Origin of the sequence: Streptomyces lunalinharesii, from assembly GCF_039532155.1 — a bacterium.
GTDB lineage: Bacteria > Actinomycetota > Actinomycetes > Streptomycetales > Streptomycetaceae > Streptomyces > Streptomyces lunalinharesii.
In genome coordinates this window covers 128655-147703 of sequence record NZ_BAAARK010000007.1, presented here as the reverse complement: position 1 = coordinate 147703, position 19049 = coordinate 128655, and the positions used below count along the sequence as shown (strand labels likewise).

At 72.4% G+C, this 19049-nt stretch carries 16 protein-coding genes and 2 tRNA genes; 8 read left to right on the top strand and 10 right to left on the bottom strand.

Features of this window, described 5'->3' with window-relative positions; genetic code table 11:
- The first annotated feature begins 98 nt into the window (after window positions 1-98).
- The 4 genes from ABD385_RS13930 to ABD385_RS13915 all read left to right on the top strand — a co-directional run bounded on the left by ABD385_RS13930 (window position 99) and on the right by ABD385_RS13915 (window position 5400).
- Window positions 99-2990: a UPF0182 family membrane protein gene (locus ABD385_RS13930; protein WP_344575688.1), complete on the top strand. Its 2892-nt coding sequence runs from the start codon at window positions 99-101 to the stop codon at window positions 2988-2990.
- A gap of 107 nt (window positions 2991-3097) precedes the next feature.
- Window positions 3098-3171 (top strand) — tRNA-Met (locus tag ABD385_RS13925).
- Between the two features lie 208 nt (window positions 3172-3379).
- Window positions 3380-5191 (top strand): tetratricopeptide repeat protein, encoded by a 1812-nt coding sequence (locus ABD385_RS13920; RefSeq protein ID WP_344575498.1) that lies wholly within the window; start codon window positions 3380-3382, stop codon window positions 5189-5191.
- Between the two features lie 135 nt (window positions 5192-5326).
- Window positions 5327-5400: transfer RNA gene (locus tag ABD385_RS13915), tRNA-Met, on the top strand.
- Between the two features lie 60 nt (window positions 5401-5460).
- Here ABD385_RS13915 and ABD385_RS13910 read toward each other — a convergent pair.
- From ABD385_RS13910 to ABD385_RS13895, 4 genes are all read right to left on the bottom strand, one after another.
- On the bottom strand, window positions 5461-6603 hold the full coding sequence (locus tag ABD385_RS13910; protein ID WP_344575497.1) for an ABC transporter substrate-binding protein: 1143 nt from the start codon (window positions 6601-6603) through the stop codon (window positions 5461-5463).
- Window positions 6604-6686: 83 nt separating this feature from the next.
- Window positions 6687-7559, bottom strand: coding sequence for an ABC transporter permease (locus tag ABD385_RS13905; RefSeq protein WP_344575496.1), 873 nt, complete (start codon window positions 7557-7559; stop codon window positions 6687-6689).
- Window positions 7556-8320, bottom strand: a complete 765-nt coding sequence (locus tag ABD385_RS13900) for an ABC transporter ATP-binding protein (protein WP_344575686.1) — start codon at window positions 8318-8320, stop codon at window positions 7556-7558. Before ABD385_RS13900 ends, ABD385_RS13905 begins: the two co-directional genes overlap by 4 nt.
- A gap of 671 nt (window positions 8321-8991) precedes the next feature.
- On the bottom strand, window positions 8992-9411 hold the full coding sequence (locus ABD385_RS13895) for a Fur family transcriptional regulator (protein ID WP_344575495.1): 420 nt from the start codon (window positions 9409-9411) through the stop codon (window positions 8992-8994).
- A 160-nt stretch (window positions 9412-9571) separates the two neighbouring features.
- Between ABD385_RS13895 and ABD385_RS13890 the strand changes: the two genes are divergently transcribed.
- The gene (locus ABD385_RS13890; RefSeq protein ID WP_344575494.1) at window positions 9572-11035 is read left to right on the top strand and encodes a catalase; all 1464 of its coding nucleotides are present in this window, start codon (window positions 9572-9574) and stop codon (window positions 11033-11035) included.
- Between the two features lie 232 nt (window positions 11036-11267).
- Here ABD385_RS13890 and ABD385_RS13885 read toward each other — a convergent pair whose 3' ends face one another.
- Both ABD385_RS13885 and hisN read right to left on the bottom strand, forming a co-directional pair.
- The gene (locus tag ABD385_RS13885; RefSeq protein ID WP_344575684.1) at window positions 11268-11666 is read right to left on the bottom strand and encodes a CBS domain-containing protein; all 399 of its coding nucleotides are present in this window, start codon (window positions 11664-11666) and stop codon (window positions 11268-11270) included.
- A gap of 196 nt (window positions 11667-11862) precedes the next feature.
- Window positions 11863-12666, bottom strand: a complete 804-nt coding sequence (hisN, locus tag ABD385_RS13880) for a histidinol-phosphatase (protein ID WP_344575493.1) — start codon at window positions 12664-12666, stop codon at window positions 11863-11865.
- A gap of 171 nt (window positions 12667-12837) precedes the next feature.
- On the opposite strand from hisN, the gene ABD385_RS13875 reads away from it, so the two are divergent.
- Window positions 12838-13494 carry a TetR/AcrR family transcriptional regulator gene (locus ABD385_RS13875; RefSeq protein WP_344575492.1) on the top strand — a complete coding sequence of 219 codons (657 nt, stop codon included), beginning with the start codon at window positions 12838-12840 and terminating at the stop codon, window positions 13492-13494.
- 20 nt (window positions 13495-13514) lie between these two features.
- Here ABD385_RS13875 and ABD385_RS13870 read toward each other — a convergent pair whose 3' ends face one another.
- From ABD385_RS13870 to ABD385_RS13855, 4 genes are all read right to left on the bottom strand, one after another.
- Window positions 13515-13838: a DMT family transporter gene (locus ABD385_RS13870; protein WP_344575491.1), complete on the bottom strand. Its 324-nt coding sequence runs from the start codon at window positions 13836-13838 to the stop codon at window positions 13515-13517.
- A gap of 136 nt (window positions 13839-13974) precedes the next feature.
- Entirely contained in the window at window positions 13975-14982 is a 1008-nt protein-coding gene (gene rsgA, locus ABD385_RS13865; RefSeq protein WP_344575490.1) for a ribosome small subunit-dependent GTPase A, read from the bottom strand.
- A gap of 13 nt (window positions 14983-14995) precedes the next feature.
- Window positions 14996-16348, bottom strand: a complete 1353-nt coding sequence (gene aroA, locus ABD385_RS13860; protein ID WP_344575489.1) for a 3-phosphoshikimate 1-carboxyvinyltransferase — start codon at window positions 16346-16348, stop codon at window positions 14996-14998.
- A 179-nt stretch (window positions 16349-16527) separates the two neighbouring features.
- The gene (locus ABD385_RS13855; RefSeq protein WP_344575488.1) at window positions 16528-17241 is read right to left on the bottom strand and encodes a M50 family metallopeptidase; all 714 of its coding nucleotides are present in this window, start codon (window positions 17239-17241) and stop codon (window positions 16528-16530) included.
- A 35-nt stretch (window positions 17242-17276) separates the two neighbouring features.
- Between ABD385_RS13855 and ABD385_RS13850 the strand changes: the two genes are divergently transcribed.
- Window positions 17277-18107: an SOS response-associated peptidase gene (locus tag ABD385_RS13850; protein ID WP_344575487.1), complete on the top strand. Its 831-nt coding sequence runs from the start codon at window positions 17277-17279 to the stop codon at window positions 18105-18107.
- A gap of 66 nt (window positions 18108-18173) precedes the next feature.
- The gene (locus tag ABD385_RS13845) at window positions 18174-18821 is read left to right on the top strand and encodes an alpha/beta hydrolase family protein (RefSeq protein WP_344575486.1); all 648 of its coding nucleotides are present in this window, start codon (window positions 18174-18176) and stop codon (window positions 18819-18821) included.
- The last annotated feature ends 228 nt before the right edge of the window (window positions 18822-19049 follow it).

Sequence of the window (19049 nt, the reverse complement as noted above, 5' to 3'; positions counted from 1 at the left end):
CCGAGTAAAGCCGTCGTAAGTTGCATCACTGGGTCCTACTATCGCCGGGCCTGCTCCACACGACAGCGAACTTCGAGGTGCGCACCTTGGCTTTCCAGATGCCGGACCGCGGCGGAGGCCCCACCGGGCCACGGATCAGAGTCGGCCGACCGTCGCGGCGGTTCAGGACCCTGCTCATGACGTTGGGCGTACTGGCCGTACTGGCCATGCTCTTCGTGATGTTCTCGGGATTCTGGACCGACTGGCTCTGGTACCGGTCGGTCCACTTCTCCTCGGTCTTCACCACCACCCTGTGGACCAAGATCGGTCTGTTCTTCGCCTTCGGCATCGTGATGGCGATCGCCGTCGGCATCAACGTCTGGCTGGCGCATCGACTGCGGCCGCCGCTCAGCGCGATGTCCACGGAGCAGCAGAGCCTGGACCGCTACCGGATGGGCATCGCCCCGTTCAAGAAGTGGGCGCTGGTCGCGGTCACCGCGGTGATCGGGCTGATCGCCGGGGCCTCCGCCTCCGGTGAGTGGCGGACGTGGCTCCAGTGGGTCAACGGCGTCCCGTTCGGCACGACGGACCCGCAGTTCCACAAGGACGTGTCGTTCTACGCCTTCGATCTGCCGTGGTACCGCTTCCTGTTGAGCTTCGGCTTCGCCTGCGTGGTGCTGTCCCTGGTGGCCGCCGCGCTCACCCACTACCTCTACGGCGGGCTGCGGCTGACCAGCCCCGGTTCGCGGGCGACCGCCGCCGCCACCGGTCACCTCTCGGTGCTGCTGGGCCTCTTCGTCTCCCTGAAGGCGGTCGCCTACTGGCTCGACCGGTACGGCCTGGCGGTGAAGTCCAGCGGCCTGAAGTCGGCCGACAACTGGACCGGTCTGCGCTACGTGGACGCCAACGCCTACCTCCCGGCGAAGACCATCCTGTTCTTCATCGCGGCGATCTGCGCGGTGTTGTTCTTCGCCACCCTGTGGCGGCGCACCTGGCAGCTGCCGGTGATCGGGTTCGGCCTGATGGTGCTCTCCGCCGTCCTGATCGGCGGGCTGTACCCGGCGATCGTCCAGAAGTTCCAGGTCCAGCCGAACGAGCAGGCCAAGGAAGCCCCGTACATCGAGAAGAACATCAAGGCGACCCGGGATGCGTACGACATCCGGGACTCCGATGTGACGTCGTACAAGGGCAACTACAAGCCGACCTCCGACGAGGACAGCCAGCGGCTGCGGGACGACGCCGACACCGTCGCCAGCATGCGGCTGCTGGACCCGAACGTGGTCTCGCCGGCCTTCCAGCAACAGCAGCAGGTGCGGTCCTACTACCAGTTCCCGTCCACCCTGGACGTCGACCGGTACAAGGACAAGGACGGCAAGGAGCAGGACACCGTCATCGGTCTGCGCGAGCTGAACCTCGCCGGCATCCCCGAGCGCAACTGGATCAACGACCACTTCAAGTACACCCACGGCTACGGCGCGGTCACCGCCAAGGGGACCGAGATCGCCGACGGCGGCGGCCCGCAGTACACCGAGTCCGACCTGCCCTCCAAGGGCCAGCTCCCGCCGCACGAACAGCGCGTCTACTACGGCGAGAAGACCACCCAGTACTCCATCGTGGGTGGGCCGCAGAAGGAGCTGGACTACTCCGACGACAGCGGTGAGAAGAGCTACCGCTACCAGGGCAAGAGCGGCGTCAGCCTGTCCAACCCGATCAACCGCGCCGCGTACGCGGTGGCGTTCGGGGAGCCGCAGATCCTCTACTCCGGCGCGATCGGCGACGGTTCGCGGATCCTGTACAACCGCACCCCCAAGGAGCGCGTCGAGTCCGTCGCCCCCTGGTTGACCATCGACGGCGACGCCTACCCGGCGGTGATCGACGGCCGGATCCAGTGGATCGTGGACGCGTACACCACGAGCAACGGCTACCCGTACGCCTCCCGCACCACCCTGGGGGACAGCACCGCCGACTCGCTCACCAACGGCCAGCGCGCGGTGGTGGCCCAGCAGAACCAGGTCAACTACATCCGCAACTCCGTCAAGGCGACGGTCGACGCGTACGACGGCACGGTCAAGCTCTACCAGTGGGACACCAAGGACCCGGTCCTCAAGACCTGGATGAAGGCGTTCCCCGGCACGGTCGAGAAGAAGGGCGACATCAGCCCGGACCTGCTGGCGCACCTGCGCTACCCGCAGGACCTCTTCAAGGTGCAGCGCCAGCTGCTGACCACGTACCACGTCACCGACCCCGGCACCTTCTACACCGGTTCGGAGCGCTGGCAGATCCCCAGCGATCCGACCACCAAGTCGGGCAACGCGGTGCCGCCGTACTACCTGAGCATGAAGATGCCGGGCCAGAAGCAACAGGCGTTCTCGCTGACGACGACCTTCACGCCCAACAAGAAGGACAACCTGGGCGCCTTCATGGCGGTCGACGCCGATGCGACGAGCAACGACTACGGCAAGATCAGATTGCTGAAGCTGCCCGCGCAGACGCCGGTGCCGGGCCCGCAACTGGCGCAGTCGAAGTTCAACTCCGATCCGACGATCGCCAACGAGCTGAACATCCTCAAGAAGTTCGGTGACTCGGAGATCGAGTACGGCAACCTGCTGACCGTCCCCCTGGACGAGGGGTTGCTCTACGTCGAACCGGTCTACCTGCGCGGCGCCAACACCAACTACCCGCTCCTGAAGAAGGTGTTGGTGAGCTACGGCGACAGCAAGCCCGTCCTGGAGAACAGCCTCAAGGACGCACTGGACGTCGTCTTCGGCAAGAAGGCGCCGACCACCGGCTCGGAGCCCCCGCCCGGCGGCGGCCAGACCGGCGAGCAGCCGCCGCCGTCCGGCCAGACCGTGCAGCAAGCGCTGTCGGACGCCGAGAAGGCGTACGACGACGGCGAGAAGGCGCGGGTGGCCGGCGACTGGGGCGCGTACGGCGACGCCCAGAAGCGGCTGAAGGCCGCGCTGGACCGGGCCGCCAAGGCGTCCGAGAAGGGCGGCAAGTCCGGCAGTTGAGCACTGCCGGAGACCGTGGCCCGGTGGCCGCCGGTGCGAACCGGCGGCCACCGGGGCCCATGTGTCAACAGTGGTCCCCGTGGCGTGATAGGTTGAAGTCACAACGGCGCGGGGTGGAGCAGCTCGGTAGCTCGCTGGGCTCATAACCCAGAGGTCGCAGGTTCAAATCCTGTCCCCGCTACTGATAGACCAAGGCCCGGATTCCTTGAGAATCCGGGCCTTTGTCATGCGTTCGGGTCAAAGCTCGCCACGGGCGGGTCGGACAACCCATGGGGGAAAACCGTGTGCTTGAGTTTGGCATGTCGCCGTGTCGGGAAGTCGACAAACCGCTGAAGTGACCTCACCGGCTGCGGTATACCAGGTGTACGCGGGTAACAGGTGATGCGACGATGGTTCTTATGGGGGACAAGGCAAGGTTGTTGGAGACGGACCGGTTTGTGCAGGCGCCCGACGACGGGCGCGATTCCGAAATGGCGATGGACGCGATGGAGGCCGACGGCGCGGCCGAGGCGTCCGACGCGGTCACCGAGTCCGGGTACCGCCGCGCCGCCGAGGCGGGCGACACCGCCGCCATGAGCGCACTGGGCGCGATGCTGCTGCGCCGCGGCGACCTCGACGCAGCCGAGCCCCACCTGCGCTCCGCGGCCGCCGCCGGGGACCGGGCGGCGGCGAACAACCTCGGCGTCCTCCTCCACCAGCGCGGCTACGGCGACGAGGCCGCCGGCTGGTGGCGGATCGCCGCCGTCGCCGGCTCCGCCGCCGCGGCGCACGCGCTGGGACGGCACTATCGCGAGCGCGGTGACGAGCCGGCCGCCGAGTACTGGCTGCGCCAGTCCGCCGAGTCCGGCCACTACCTGGGCGCCTACGCCCTCGCCGACCTCCTGGAGCACCGCGGGGACATCGGCGCCGAGCGCTGGTTCCGGGCCGCCGCCGAGCGCGGCCACCGCGAGGCGGCCTACCGCCTCGCCCGGGTCATCGAGGACGGGCGCGGAGGTGACCGGCGGGCGGTGCCCGCCTACGGGGAGTTGACGCAGCAGGCCGAGGCCGAGCAGTGGTACCGCCAGGCCGCCGCCCGCGGCCACCGACGGGCCGCGCTGCAACTCGGCGCGCTGCTGGAGGAGCGCGGCGACGTCCAGGAGGCCGGTCGCTGGTACCTCTCCGCGGCCAAGGACGGCGAGGCCCGCGCCGCCTGCGCGCTGGGCTTCCTGCTGCGCGACGCCGGGGACGAGGAGAGCGCCGCCGAGTGGTGGCGGCGGGCCGCGCAGGACGGCGACGGCAACGCCGCCAACGCCCTGGGGGCGCTCCACGCCGACCGCGGCGAACTCCAGAGCGCCGAGCGCTGGTACCGCGCCGCGCTGGACGCCGGCGACGTCAACGGCGCCTACAACCTCGGCCTGCTCTGCGCCGAACAGGGCCGGCCCGGCCGGGGCGAGCAGTGGTACCGCCGCGCCGCGTACGCCGGACACCGCGAGGCGGCCAACGCCCTGGCCATCCTGCTGCTCCAGCGCGGCGACGCCTCCGGGGCGGAGCCGTGGTTCTCCAAGGCGGCCGAAGCGGGCAGCGTGGACGCCGCGTTCAACCTCGGCATCCTGTTCGCCGGCCGCGGCGAGGAGCGGTTGGCGCGCTCCTGGTACGAGCGGGCGGCGGCCGCCGGGCACACCGAGGCGGCGCTCCAGGTCGCCATAGCGCAGCTGCGCGACGGCGACCTCCAGGACGCCGAGCGGAACCTGCGCTGTGCGGCCGGCGGCGGCAGCGCCGAGGCGGCGTTCCGGCTCGCCGACCTCCTCGACCGCCGGTCCGCGGACGACGAGAGCCGGCAGTGGTACGAGCGGGCCGCCCGGCAGGGTCACCGTCGCGCCCAGGTCCGGGTTGGCATGTTCGCGGCGGCTCGGGGCGACGCGGTGGAGGCGGCCACCTGGTACCGCGCCGCGGCCGAGGCCGGCAGCCGCAACGGGGCCTTCAACCTCGGGCTGCTGCTGGCCCGCGAGGGCAGCCTTCCCGAGGCCGTCCTGTGGTGGCAGCGCGCCGCCGAGAGCGGCCACGGCCGGGCGGCGCTGCGACTGGCGTTGATCGCGGCCCGGCGCGGGGCGCTCGCGGAGGCTCAGCGCTGGTGCGCACGGGCCGTGGAGCTCGGACCGCCCGAGGTGGCGGAGCGGGCGGCCCGGTTGCGGACGGCGCTCCAGGAGGAGTTGAGCGCCTGACGGCCGGCCGGCGAAGGTCGGGGACCGGATGCCCGGGATGCGGTCGAACGGACCGGTTCCCGGGCACTGCTCCCGGGGCGGGCGGAAGGGATTTGCGCTGGTCGTCGCGGTGGGGTTAAAGTAAACACACAACGGCGCGGGGTGGAGCAGCTCGGTAGCTCGCTGGGCTCATAACCCAGAGGTCGCAGGTTCAAATCCTGTCCCCGCTACTGAAACCGAAGGCCCGGATCCCTTGAGGATCCGGGCCTTCGGTGTGTTCGGGACGTCGGCTACGGGCGGTGTCCGACGGCCTCCGCGTATAGGTCGCGGTCGACGAGCTTGGCCTCCGGCAGCGGTGCACCCTTGGTGACGCCGGCGTCACGGTAGGCCCTCTGGAGCCGGTCGGTGGTGCCCTTCCTGATCTCCCAGTCCATCCGGAGCGGGGGCACCGACGCGAGGATCTTCGGATCGACCTTCAGCAGCCCGGCCAGTTCCGCGACGAAGGACCGGTCCGCCTTGTAGTCGCCGGCGAAGTAGGTGTTGACGGTGCGGAGGTAGGCGCGGAGGAAGGCGACGCCGGCGTCCGGGTCCTGCTGGAGCAGGTTGGGGCCGTAGAGGGCGCCGCCGAGCGGCTCGCCCTGCGGCTGGCCGCCGAGGAAGGCGTACTGCTTGTTGCCGTCCACCTGGCGCCACACCGGGTCCAGCAGCCAGGCGGAGTCGACGCCGCCGCCGGTCAGGGCGGTGAGGACGTCGGCCGAGCCGAGTTGCTGGAAGGTGACGGAATCCAGGGCGGCGCCGTGGGCGGCGAAGGCCCGGTCCATCGGGTACATGATCACCGAGCCCTTGCCGATCATGGTGCCCAGCGTCGCGCCCTTCAGGGGCACCGAGGACGGGTCCTGCCCGTTCTTGAGCCGGACCCACAGGCCGCTCCGGGACTTCGGGCCGGGGGAGAAGTTCCCGGCCACCCAACGGATGTCGAAGCCGCCGTTGACGCCGTTGACCACGGCGGCCTCCGGGGCCGCCCACAGGACGTCCACGTCGCCCTTGGCCAGGAGGGGCAGCGCGTCCGGGGTCGGCAGCACCTTCAACCGGACGTCCAAGCCCTCCTTGCGGAACTCGCCCTTGGCCAGGGCGAGTCGCAGCGGCGCGACGTACTCGGCGCTCAGGGTGCCGGTGGCGACGGTGAGGGTGCGGCGCTTGCCGAGCGGCGCGGGCGCCGGCGTCCCCTTGGCGCAACGGGCCGGGGCGCGGCCGGGCGAGAGGTCGGCGGGGTCGGTCCAGGAGCCGGCGCCGCAGCCCGGTACCGCCTTGATGGCGCGCGGCTTGGCGGGGGCGGTGGCGACCGGACCGGCGGCGCAGCCCGCACTGAGGGCGAGCGCGGCGATCAGGACGGCGACGGCGAGGGGCGGTCGGGGGCGGATGCGGGTGTGCATGGGACCTCCGTACGGGCCGGTGTTCCGGGGGTTCGGGGGCCTGGGGGTGCCCGGGGACGGTAGGCGCGGGGTGCGGGGCGGCTTCAGTTCTGCGTCCGGCCGCGGTCGCGGGGCGCCCAGGGGGTGAGGAACCGCCCGGCCAGCCGCACCAGTTCGGAGAAGAGCACGCCGAGCACGGCCACGCAGACGATGCCGACGAACATCACGTCGTTCTGGAACAGCGCCCGCGAGTCGAAGATCAAGTGGCCGAGTCCGTCGGCCGCGGCGATCTGTTCCGAGGCGACGATCACCAGGACGGCCACGCCGGCGGCGATCCGTGCGCCCACGAGGACGGCGGGCAGCGACGCGGGCAGCAGCACGTGCCGGAACATCTGCCAGCGGCTGGCGCCGAAGACCCGGCCGGCGTCCCGGTGGCCGGCCGGCACCGCGAGCACCGCGGCCATCGTGGAGATCCAGACGAAGAAGAAGACGGTGGCCGCCACCAGGGCGACCTGCGGGCCCTCGCCGAGCCCGAACATGTTGAGGAAGATCGGCAGCAGGGCCAACTTGGGGACGACGTAGAGGGCGTCCAGGAGCGGCTCCAGGGCGGCGCGCACCAGCGACAGGGAGCCCATCAGCAGGCCCAGCAGATAGCCGCTGACGGTTCCGGCGGCGTAGCCGGCCAGGACGCGCTGGAGCGTCGCGCGGACGTCCGGCCACAGCTCGCCGGCCAGGGCCCGGTGCCAGCCGTCGGCCAGGATCGTGGAGGGCGCGGGGTAGACCCGGGCGTCGATCCAGGACCGGGCGGCGGCCAGTTGCCATACGAGGACCAGCAGCACCGGGACGGCGACCGCGAGGGTGAGTTCGAGGGTGCGTCGGCGGCGGTGGGCGCGTTCCGGCCTGAGTTCCTGGGGGCCGGGGCGGCGGACCAGGAGGCGGTCGGCGGCGGGTCCGTCCTTGTCGAGGGCGGTGGTCATGCGGGGACGGCCCCCTCGGGTTCGGCGGTGGTCCGGCCGGCCACCTCGCCGCGCAGCAGCTCCCACAACTCGGCCTTCAGCGCGGCGAATTCGGGGGCGGCGCGCACCTCTGGGGTGCGCGGGCGGGTGAACGGCGGTCGGCGTTCGGCGATGATCCGGCCGGGTCGGGCGGACATCACCAGGACCCGGTCGCCGAGGACCAGGGCCTCTTCGAGGCTGTGGGTGATGAAGAGGGTGGTGGTGCGGGTGGTCTGGGTGAGGGCGAGCAGCTCGTCCTGGAGGATGGTCCGCAGCTGGGCGTCCAGGGCCGCGAACGGCTCGTCCATCAGCAGGATCTCCGGTTCCACGGCGAGTGCCCGGGCGATGGCCACGCGCTGGCGCATGCCGCCGGAGAGGGCGGCTGGATAGGCGGTCGCGAAGTCGGCGAGCCCCATGCGGGCCAGCCAGGACCGGGCCCGGCGGTCGGCTTCCTTGCGGGGCACGCGCTGGACGTCGAGCCCGAAGCGGACGTTGGCCAGGACGGTCTTCCAGTCGTAGATGCCGTAGTCCTGGAAGATCATCGCGGTCGGGCGGTCGGAGCCGGTCCGCAGCTCCAACTCGCCCGCGCTGGGCCGCAGGAGACCCGCGGCGATCCGCAGCAGGGTCGACTTCCCGCATCCGGACGGCCCCACGACGCAGACGAACTCGCCGGGCGCGATCTCCACGTCCACCGGCCCGAGCGCGGCCAGCGCCCGACCGCCCCGCCCGAACGTCCGCGCCAGCGCGCGAGCCCGGAGGGCCGGGGGAGCGGTTGCGGCGGACGGTGTGGTGGATGCGGGTGAGGTGGGCGATCTGAGGGGCCCGTGAGAGGTGGTTGGGGTGGGTGGTGCGGATGGAGTGAGGTCGGCGGAGGTGGTCGGCGGGGGCGTAGGGGCGGGGGACGGGTGCGGCTCTCCCACGAGGTGCTCCTTGCGGAGTGCGGACAACGTGCCGTCGGGGCGCCGGCCGGGCGCTCCCGGGCGGCCCGGGACGCGGGCGGTCCCGATGGCCGAAAAGCGCGGCGCGCCGACGATATGACGGGTCGTCAGATCTGGGCAAGGGGCGTGCGGGGCGGGGCGGCGGGGGCGGGGCGAGCGGGGGGCCGGCCGTGGAGTGGGCGGAACGGGGCTCGGGTGCTGGTCGGAGGCCCGTTCGCGGCCGGCGGGCGGCGGGGGTTCGTCGACCGGGTCCGGGTGTGCCGCCCGCGGAGGGGGCTGCCGTCCGGCGGTGCGCTGGGGGCGCACGAGGCCCATGGGGTGCCGGAGGCGCATGGGGAGGCCGGACGGGCCGGAAGGGGATGCGGGGCGGGTCCCGAGGGGGGTGCCGGGCGCGGCTCGACGCTCACGAGCCGGGCCGGGTGCGCTGCTGTGGGGCGGTGGCCTGGGGTGCGGCCCGGACGGGGGCCGGGCCGCGGTCAGGACGTGGTGCTGCAGTTGGGGCAGATGCCCCGGTAGGTCACGGTGACCTCGGAGACCTCGAAGCCGTAGCGCTCCGGCATGGGGAGTGCGGAGAGCGGGTCGCCGTGCAGGTGCACGTCGCGGATCGTGCCGCAGCGCGCGCAGACGAGGTGCTGGTGGTCGTGGTGGGCGTTGGGGTCGTAGCGCTTGGCGCGGCCGTCGGTGCTCACCTCGATGACCTCGCCGAGCGAGACCAGCTCGCCGAGGGTGTTGTAGACCGTGGCGCGGGAGATCTCGGGGAGGCGCTCGGACGCCTTGGCGTGCACTTCGTCGGCGGTGTAGTGGACGTGGTCCCCGTTCAGGACCTCGGCGACGACGCGGCGCTGTGCGGTCAGCCGCCAGCCGCGTCCCCGGAGTCGTTCGAGCAGGTCACTCATGCCAATCACCTATCAGTCAGATAGACACCAGGGTAGCAGCGGTGGTCCATCACCGGATCGAGTACGACTTTCGGGTACTTCTTGACTTAGACATTGTCCAATGTAGGATCGGTTACGGCGCAAGCCAAGGGCAGGTGTACGAAGACTTCAGGAGGCGCACGTGTCGGTAGAGACCCCCACCGGACCGCTGACCACAGAGACCGGAGCTCCGGTCGCGGACAACCAGAACAGCGAGACGGCCGGTGTCGGCGGCCCCGGTCTGATCCAGGACCAGCTCCTGTTCGAGAAGCTCGCGCACTTCAACCGCGAGCGCATCCCGGAGCGCATCGTCCACGCCCGCGGCGCCGGTGCGTACGGCACCTTCACGGTCACCGCGGACGTGACGCAGTACACCCGGGCGAAGTTCCTCTCGGAGATCGGCAAGCAGACCGAGACGTTCCTGCGCTTCTCGACGGTGGCCGGCAACCTCGGTGCGGCCGACGCGGTGCGCGACCCGCGCGGCTTCGCGTTGAAGTTCTACACCGAGGAGGGCAACTACGACCTCGTCGGCAACAACACCCCGGTGTTCTTCATCAAGGACGCCATCAAGTTCCCCGACTTCATCCACACCCAGAAGCGCGACCCGTACACCGGCTCCCAGGAGGCGGACAACGTCTGGGACTTCTGGGGCCTGTCGCCCGAGGCCACCCACCAGGTGACCTGGCTCTTCGGTGACCGCGGCATACCGGCCACCTACCGCCACCTGAACGGCTACGGCTCGCACACCTTCCAGTGGAACAACGAGGCGGGCGAGGTCTTCTGGGTCAAGTACCACTTCAAGACCGACCAGGGCATCAAGAACCTCACCCAGGGCGAGGCCAACAAGCTCGCCGGTGAGGACCCGGACAGCCACCAGCGCGACCTGCGCGAGTCCATCGAGCGCGGCGAGTTCCCGACCTGGACCGTCCAGGTGCAGATCATGCCGGCGGCCGACGCGGCCAGCTACCGCTTCAACCCGTTCGACCTGACCAAGGTCTGGCCGCACGAGGACTACCCGCCGATCGAGATCGGCACGCTGGAGCTCAACCGCAACCCGGAGAACATCTTCGCCGAGGTCGAGCAGTCGATCTTCTCCCCGCACCACTTCGTGCCGGGCATCGGTCCGTCCCCCGACAAGATGCTCCAGGGCCGCCTCTTCGCGTACGGCGACGCCCACCGCTACCGCGTCGGCATCAACGCCGACCACCTGCCGGTGAACCGTCCGCACGCCACCGAGGCGCGCAGCCACGGCCGCGACGGCGCGCTCTACGACGGCCGCCACGGCGGTCAGAAGAACTACGAGCCGAACAGCTTCGGCGGCCCCGCCCAGACCGGTCGGCCGCTGTGGCAGCCGCTGGCGGTGTCCGGCGGGACCGGCGAGAGCGCGGCGCCCTCGCACGCCGAGGACGACGACTTCGTGCAGGCCGGCAACCTCTACCGCCTGATGTCGGAGGCGGAGCGGGAGCGGCTGATCAACAACCTGGCGGGCTTCATCGCCAAGGTGTCCCGCGACGACATCGCGCAGCGCGCGATCGAGAACTTCCGCAAGGCGGACGCGGACTACGGCAAGCGGCTGGAGGCCGCGGTCCAGGCCCTGCGCGGCTAGCGGTCCCGTGCGGTCGGGCCGCCGCCCCCGTGGCGGCGGCCCGTCGCAGGGCGACCGACCGTCGCTTGCCGTACAGGCCGAAGAGGCCGGATGCCATGGGGCTCCGGCCTCTTCGTGCTGCCGCGGGGCGGACAACGGCGGTGCGGGGCGGGTGCCCGGCGGTCGGCCGTGCACCCGCCTGCTCGCGCGCCCGGGCGCGGGGGTGCCGCGCCGGGGTGCGCCGGACCCTCGCTCAGGCCGCCGCGGGCGTCCGTTCGGAGACGTCGGACCAGCAACGGATGATGTCGCGGACCGAGACGATGCCGACCGGTTCGAGGTCGTCGAGGACGACGAGGTGGCGGAAGCCGCCGCGGACCATGGCGTCCGCCGCGTCGTCCAGGGTCCAGTCGGGGGCGGCGAAGACCACGTCGGACGTGGTGTGGCCCTGTGCGGTCTCCCGGTCGGGGTCCTCGCCCGCGCCGAGGGAATTGAGGATGTCGCGCTCGGTGAGGATGCCGACGCCGTAGGTGTCCTTGTCGAAGACGACGGCCGCGCCGATGCGGCGGGCCGCCATCAGCCGCGCCGCCTGGCGGAGGGTGTGAGCCGGCCCGATGGTGAGGACCACCGTGCTCATGGCGTCTTTGACGAGCATGGGCATGGAGAAGAGCCACCTCCTTGGGGGAAGTGAACATGCGAAGCGATTCACAAGTTCACAAAGTGGGGGATTCTCATGTTCACATGCTCTCGGGCGCGCGACAAGGGGCAGATGTTGGACGTCAGTCCGAACATCTGCCCCTGTGCAGGTCAGTGGTGGTTTTTCGGGCGAAATTCGATTCCGCGGCGGTGGCTCAGCCCCGGTCGTCGCCGAGGTACGACAGCAGCTCCTCGTGCAGCAGGCCGTTGGAGGCCGCCGCGTTGCCGCTGTGCGGACCCGGCCGGCCGTCCAGGCCGGTGAACTGGCCGCCGGCCTCCTGGACGATCACCGCACAGGCCGCCATGTCCCACAGCGACAGCTCGGGCTCCGCGCAGATGTCCACCGTCCCCTCGGCGACCATCATGTACGGCCAGAAGTCGCCGTAGGCCCGCGTGCGCCAGCAGTCCCGGGACAGGTCGAGGAACCGGGGCAGCTTGTCGCGCTCCTCCCAGCCGGTCAGCGAGGCGTACGCGAAGGACGCGTCCTGGATGCGGCCGACCTCGGAGGTGTGCAGCCGGGACGCCGAGGTGAGGCTGCGGCCGCTGTACGCGCCCAGCCCCTCCGCGGCCCACCAGCGGCGGTTCAGCGCCGGCGCCGAGACCAGCCCGACCACCGGGCGGTCGCCGCCCTCGCCGCGCTCCATCAGGGCGATCAGGGTGGCCCAGACCGGCACGCCGCGGACGTAGTTCTTGGTGCCGTCGATCGGGTCGATGACCCAGCGGCGCGGCCCCGAGCCCTCGCTGCCGAACTCCTCCCCGAGCACCGCGTCACGCGGCCGGGCGCGCTGGAGCTGGCCGCGGATCAGCTCCTCGGCGGATTTGTCCGCCTCGCTGACCGGGGTCATGTCCGGTTTGGTCTCGACCTTGAGGTCGAGGGCCTTGAACCGCTCCATGGTCGCGGCGTCCGCGGCGTCCGCCAGGACGTGTGCCAGGCGAAGATCATCGTGATAGTCGGGCATGTGCGAACAGTATCCACAGGTATACGCGGGATCCACATGGCCATGCCGCGCTCCCGGGTGGTCTGCCCGCCGATGGCGGCCGGACCGGCCCGCGGCAGGTCTTGACAGCCCCTGACGGTACGTCAATTCTGTGCGTGTCCCGCGGTTCGGGCCGAGCCAGGGAGGTGGCGGATGCCCTCGGCGCGCGAGGCACTCCTGGACGCCGCCTACACGGCGCTGCTCGTCCGGGCCTGGGCGGACGTCCGGATGGTGGACGTGGCGGCTGCGGCCGGGGTGTCCCGGCAGACGCTCTACAACGCCTTCGGCAGCAAGGACGGGCTGGCCCGGGCCCTCGTCCGCCGGGAGACCGAGACCTATCTGGCCGGGGTGGAACGGGAGCTGGCCCGCGGCGACGCCGGCGGGCCCGGGCCGACGGCCGACGCGGCCGCCCGGATGACCGCGGCGGCCACCTGGACGCTGCGCACCGCTCGCGCCAACCCGCTGGTCAGGGCGGCGCTGACGGGCTGTTGGGGCGATCGGTTGCCGGTCGGGCAGACGGGGCCGACGGAACTCGTCGGCCGGTTCCGCGAGCGGGCGGTGGCGGCGCTGGCGCCCGGCCGGCCCCGGGAGCAGCTGCCGGCCCTGGACGCCGCGTGCGAGACCGCGGCCCGGCTGACGCTGTCCTGCGTGATCGCCCCGGCCGGCCCGGAGCGGGAGCCGGAGCCCGTGCGGTGGCCGGCCGACGTGCGGGCGGCGGTGCCGCGGCAGCGGACGCGGCCGGCGGCGGAGGCGGAGAGCGCGGCGGTCTCCCGGCTCGTCCGGGGCGCGTTCGCCGGGCTCACCGGTTGAGCCGGGCGCCCCGGCGGGCGTCAGTGCGCCGAGCCGGACAGCTGGAGCCCGACCACCCCGACGATGACCAGGGAGATGGAGACGATCTTCAACGTGGAGACCAGGTCGCCGAGGAAGACCATGCCGTAGATCGCGGTGCCGGCGGCCCCGATGCCGGTCCAGACGGCGTACGCCGGGCCCACGTCGAGCTTGCGCAGCGCCAGCGTCAGCAGGCCGAAGCTGCCGAGTGCGAAGACCGCGAAGGCGATGGTCGGGTAGAGGCGGGTGAAGCCGTGCGAGAGCTTGAGGCAGACCGCGAAGCCGGTCTCCAGCACCCCCGCCACCACGACCAGCAGCCACGCCATATCGCATTGCCTCCGTCAGCTCGGTGACCGCTTCAGCCAGGTGACCACTTCCGACCGGTGGGGACCGCATCGGACCGGTACTGCCGTGAGGGCGATTATGCCCGTGCCCCGGACGGGTGGCAGGGGTTTGCGGCGATCAGTCGCCCTCGCGTCGCTCGCGGGTGGACAGCAGCCGGCGCAGGGAATACAGGCGCGCCGGCTCGGCGTGCCCCCCGGCCACCCACGCGTCCAGCCCGCAGTCCGGCTCGTCGTGGCTGCACGCCCGGGGGCACTCCGCCGTGCCGGACGCCAGGTCCGGGAAGGCGTGGATGACCCGGGACGGGTCGACGTGCGCCAGCCCGAAGGACCGGACGCCCGGGGTGTCGATCACCCAGCCGGTGTCGCCGGGCAGCGGCAGCGCCAGCGCCGAGGTGGTGGTGTGCCGGCCACGACCGGTCACCGCGTTGACGTGCCCGGTGGCCCGGCGGCGTTCCGGCACCAGGGCGTTGACCAGCGTGGTCTTGCCCACCCCGGAGTGCCCCACGAACGCCGTCATCCGGCCGGTGAGCTGCTCCCGGACCCGCGCGGCGGCGGCGCCGTCGGCCAGTTCGTCGCGGTTGGTGACGACGTACGGGACGCCGAGCGCGCCGTAGGACTCCAGCAGCGCGTCCGGTGGGGCCAGGTCCGACTTGGTCAGCACCAGCAGCGGGTCCAGCCCGGCGTCGTAGGCCGCGACCAGACAGCGGTCGATCAGCCGGGGCCGGGGCTCGGGGTCGGCCAGCGCGGTGACGATGGCGAGCTGGTCGGCGTTGGCGACCACCACCCGCTCGAACGGGTCGTCGTCGTCGGCCGTGCGGCGCAGCGTGGAGCTGCGCGGCTCCACCCGCACTATCCGGGCCAAGGTGTCCTTGGCGCCGCTGAGGTCGCCGACCACGGAGACCCGGTCACCGACCACCGCGCTCTTGCGGCCCAGTTCGCGGGCCTTCATGGCGGTGACCTTGCGGTCGTCGATCAGGCAGGTCAGCCGACCCCGGTCGACGGTCAGGACCAGGCCCTCGCGGGCGTCCTCGTGCTTGGGGCGGATGTTCGTCCGCGGGCGGTTGCCCTTGCGGTTGGGGCGGACGCGGACGTCGTCCTCGTCGGGGTTCTTTCCGTAGCGGCGCATGGTGCGGCGGCCCTCAGGCTCTCCGCCCGGCGGGGGACGTCGGATCGAGCATCTCGGTCCACAGCGCGGGGAAGTCGGGCAGGGTCTTGGCGGTGGTGGCGACGTTCTCCACCTCCACGCCCTCGACGGCCAGGCCGATGATCGCGGCGGCGGTGGCCAGGCGGTGGTCCTCGTAGGTGTGGAAGATCCCGCCGTGCAGCGGCCGGGGGCGGATGTGCAGCCCGTCGGCGGTCTCGGTGACGTCGCCGCCGAGTTCGTTGAGCTCCTTGGTGAGCGCGGCCAGGCGGTCGGTCTCGTGCAGCCGCAGGTGCGCGACGCCGCGCAGGGTGGACGGCGAGTCGGCGAGCGCGGCGACCGCGGCGATGCCCGGGGTCAGCTCGCCGACCTCGCTCAGGTCGGCGTCGATGCCCTGGATGCGACCGCTGCCGGTGAAGGTCAGGCCCCGGTCGGTCAGCTCGCAGGAGCCGCCCATGGCGGTGAAGATCTCCCGCAGCGCGTCGCCGGGCTGGGTGGTGTGCTCGGGCCAGTCCGGGATGGTCACCCGGCCGCCGGTGACCAGCGCCGCGGCCAGGAACGGCTGGGCGTTGGAGAGGTCCGGCTCGACGACCAAGTCGCGGCCGAGCAGGGCGCCGGGGGTGACCCGCCAGACGTTCGGCTCGCCGCCCGCCTCCGGGGTGTCCACCTGGGCGCCGACGCTGCGCAGCATGTCGACCGTCATCCGGATGTGCGGCATCGAGGGCAGCGCCGCGCCGACGTGCCGGACCTCGACGCCCTGGTTGAAGCGCGGCGCGGACAGCAGCAGGGCGCTGACGAACTGGGAGGACGAGGAGGCGTCGATCTCCACCGCGCCGCCCTCCAGGGCGCCGCCGCCGAACACCGTCATCGGCAGCGCGCCGCGGTTGTCGTCGTCGATCCGGGCGCCCAGGGCGCGCAGCGCGTTGATGACGCCGCCCAGCGGGCGCTCGTAGGAGCGCGGGTCGCCGTCGAAGCGGATGGGGCCGTCGGCGAGCGTGGCGACCGGCGGGAGGAAGCGCATCACGGTGCCGGCGTTGCCGACGGTGACGGTGGCCGGGCCGTGCAGGCCGGCCGGGATGATGCGCCACGCCTCGCCGCCGGAGGTGCCGGCGGAGCTGGACGACGCGGTCTCCTCGATGCCGACGCCCAGGGCGCGCAGCGCCTCGGCCATCAGCAGGGTGTCGCGCGAACGCAGCGGGCGGCGCAGCCAGCCGGGCTCGGACGAGAGGGCGGCCAGGACCAGGCCGCGGTTCGTGACCGATTTGGAGCCGGGCACGGTGACGGTCGCATCGACCGCCCCGGGAGCGACGGGGGCGGGCCACAGGGCAGGGAGGGCGGGGCTCTCGGTCATGCCCTTACTTTAATGGCTGGACAAGGGTTCCGATCTTGATCAAAAGCGGCGCAACCTGTACGAAACACGGCTCTCGTGGTGCAACCGCAGGCAGCAGGCGCCTCTGGGGCAACAGGGGCGACAGCGACATACGGAATGTGGGTTACCGGATGCCAACGGTACGGACATCCGCTCCTCCTTCATATGCCGAGCAGCCAGCGCCCGCCGCCGAGCAGGGAGCACACCGTCACCACGTGGAAGAAGCCGAGCCAGACGGCCGCCGGGACGTGCGTGAGCCGGGCCAACTGGTCGGGGTCGGAGTCCACGGCGCCGCCGCGCCGCCGCTTCCCCTGGAGCTCGAACGGCGGCCGCACCCCGCCCAGCAGCAGGAACCACACCACCGCGTACGCGAAGCCCGCCTGCACCTCGGGCGCGGTCAGCCAGGACACCAGCAGGAAGGTGCCGCCCGCCAGCACGACGGTGAGCACGCCGTACGCGTTGCGGATCATCACCAGCATCGCCAGCAGCAGCGCGGTGGCCCCCCACAACAGGGCCGTGGTGTGCCCGGCGGCCAGCAGCGCGGCACCGGCCAGGCCCAGCAGCGACGGGGCCAGGTAGCCGGCGGCGGCGGTCAGGACCATGCCCAGACCGTGCGGTTTGCCGCGCGAGACGGTCAGCCCCGACGTGTCCGAGTGCAGCCGGATCCCGTCCAGTCGGCGACCGGTGAGCAGGGCGATCAGCCCGTGTCCGCCCTCGTGGGCGATGGTCACGGCGTTCCGTGCCAGGCGCCAGGCGGTGCGCGGGACGACGGCGCCCAGGGCCAGCACGCCGGTGACGATCACCAGCCAGAGCGAGGGGCCGGGCTGGGCCGTGAAGACCTGCTCCCAGACGTCGGTGATGTGGTGGGTGTCCATGTCTCCCCTTCGTGTGGCATGGCAGTGTGGCACGCATGTGCGGTAGGTATGCAGCGAGCCGGCAGGCCGAGGAACTGGTGGGAACCTTCGGCGTCCAGCAGTGGCAACCCACGGAGACGTTGGCGTCCAGTTGGAACGTCGCCCCGACGGACAACGTGCAGGTGGTGCTGGAACGTCCCCTGAAGGGCGAGGCGGCCGCCGGCTTCCCGCCCGGCCCGGTGCGCCAGCTGCGGACGCTCAAGTGGGGCCTGGTCCCGGCGTGGGCGAAATCACCCGAGGGCGCCGCACGGATGATCAACGCCCGGTCGGAGACGGTGCACGAGAAGCCGTCGTTCAGGCAGGCGTTCGCCGCCCGCCGCTGCCTGATCCCCGGGGACGGCTACTTCGAGTGGGTCACCGGCGCCACCGAGCGGCAGCTGGAGGAGCAGGGCCGCAAGAAGCGCCCCCGCAAGCAGCCGTACTTCGTGACGCCCGCGGACGGCTCGGTGATGGCGATGGCCGGGCTCTACGAGTTCTGGCGCGACCGCACGCTGCCCGCCGACCACCCGCTGGCCTGGTGGGTGACCTGCACGGTCCTCACCACCGAGGCCGAGACCACCGCGCTGGCCGGCGCCGCGGACGGCGAGGGCCCGCAGACCCTCGCCGAGATCCACCCGCGGATGCCGCTGGTGCTGCCCCCGGACCGCTGGGACGCCTGGCTCGACCCGGGCCGCAGCGACCCCGACGAACTCCGCGCGCTGCTGACCCCGCCGCCGCCCGGACTGATGCGGGCCTTCCCGGTGCCGACCGACGTCAGCAACGTCCGCAACAACGGACCGGAGCTGGTCACCGAACTCGACGGGCCGGAAGTCGGCACCCTGTTCTGAGGACCGACGTGGCGGGTCGGGCGGGCCGCGGTGCCCTCCTCGGCGCTCCGCGGGCAGGATGGGCCCATGAGGACGAGGGCGAACGAGAGCGAGACGGTCGCGACGCCGGCGGGCGACGCCCGGATCTCCTGGTACCGCGACGCCGAGCCGGCCCGGGCGGTGGTCGCCGTCAGCCACGGCGCGGGCGGCGGCATCGAGGCCCGTGACCTGCGCGCCCTGGCGGCGGCGCTGCCGGGCCGCGGCTACACCGTGGCGCTGGTCGAGCAGCCGTGGCGGGTGGCCGGCAAGAAGGTGGCGCCCGCCCCGAAGACCCTGGACGTCGGGTGGACCGCGCTCTGGCCGGCGCTGGAGAAGCCCGGCCTGCCGGTGGTCGCCGGCGGTCGCAGCGCCGGCGCGCGGGTGGCCTGCCGGACGGCCCGCGCGCTGGGCGCCCACGCCGTGCTGGCGCTGAGCTTCCCGCTGCACCCGCCGGGCAAGCCGGAGAAGTCCCGGGCCGAGGAGCTGACCGGCGCCGGCGTGCCGACGCTGGTGGTCCAGGGCGGACGGGACCCGTTCGGGCGCCCGGCGGAGTTCCCGGCGGGCACCGCGCTCACCGAGGTGGCCCACGGCGACCACGGTTTCGCGGTGCCGAAGTCGGCGGGGGTGAGCGAGGCGGAGTCGATGGCGGTGCTCACCGACGCGGCGGTGGCGTGGCTGGACCGGATGTTCGGCTGACGGCCCCCGGCCGGGGCGCCGCACCGCGTCGCACGGCCCCCGGCCCGCCCTGCCACGACCGGCGGAGATCCGGTCGGTCCGGGCGGGAATGATCTGGCCCGGTGCCGCTGTTGTGCCATGCGTAGGCAATGGAGCACAGCCAGCGCGCACGAGGAATGGGAGTCCGCCGCATGGGAATCGCTTGCCCGGCCCGACCGGCCGCCGACCTGCAGTGGCCGCCGATGCAGA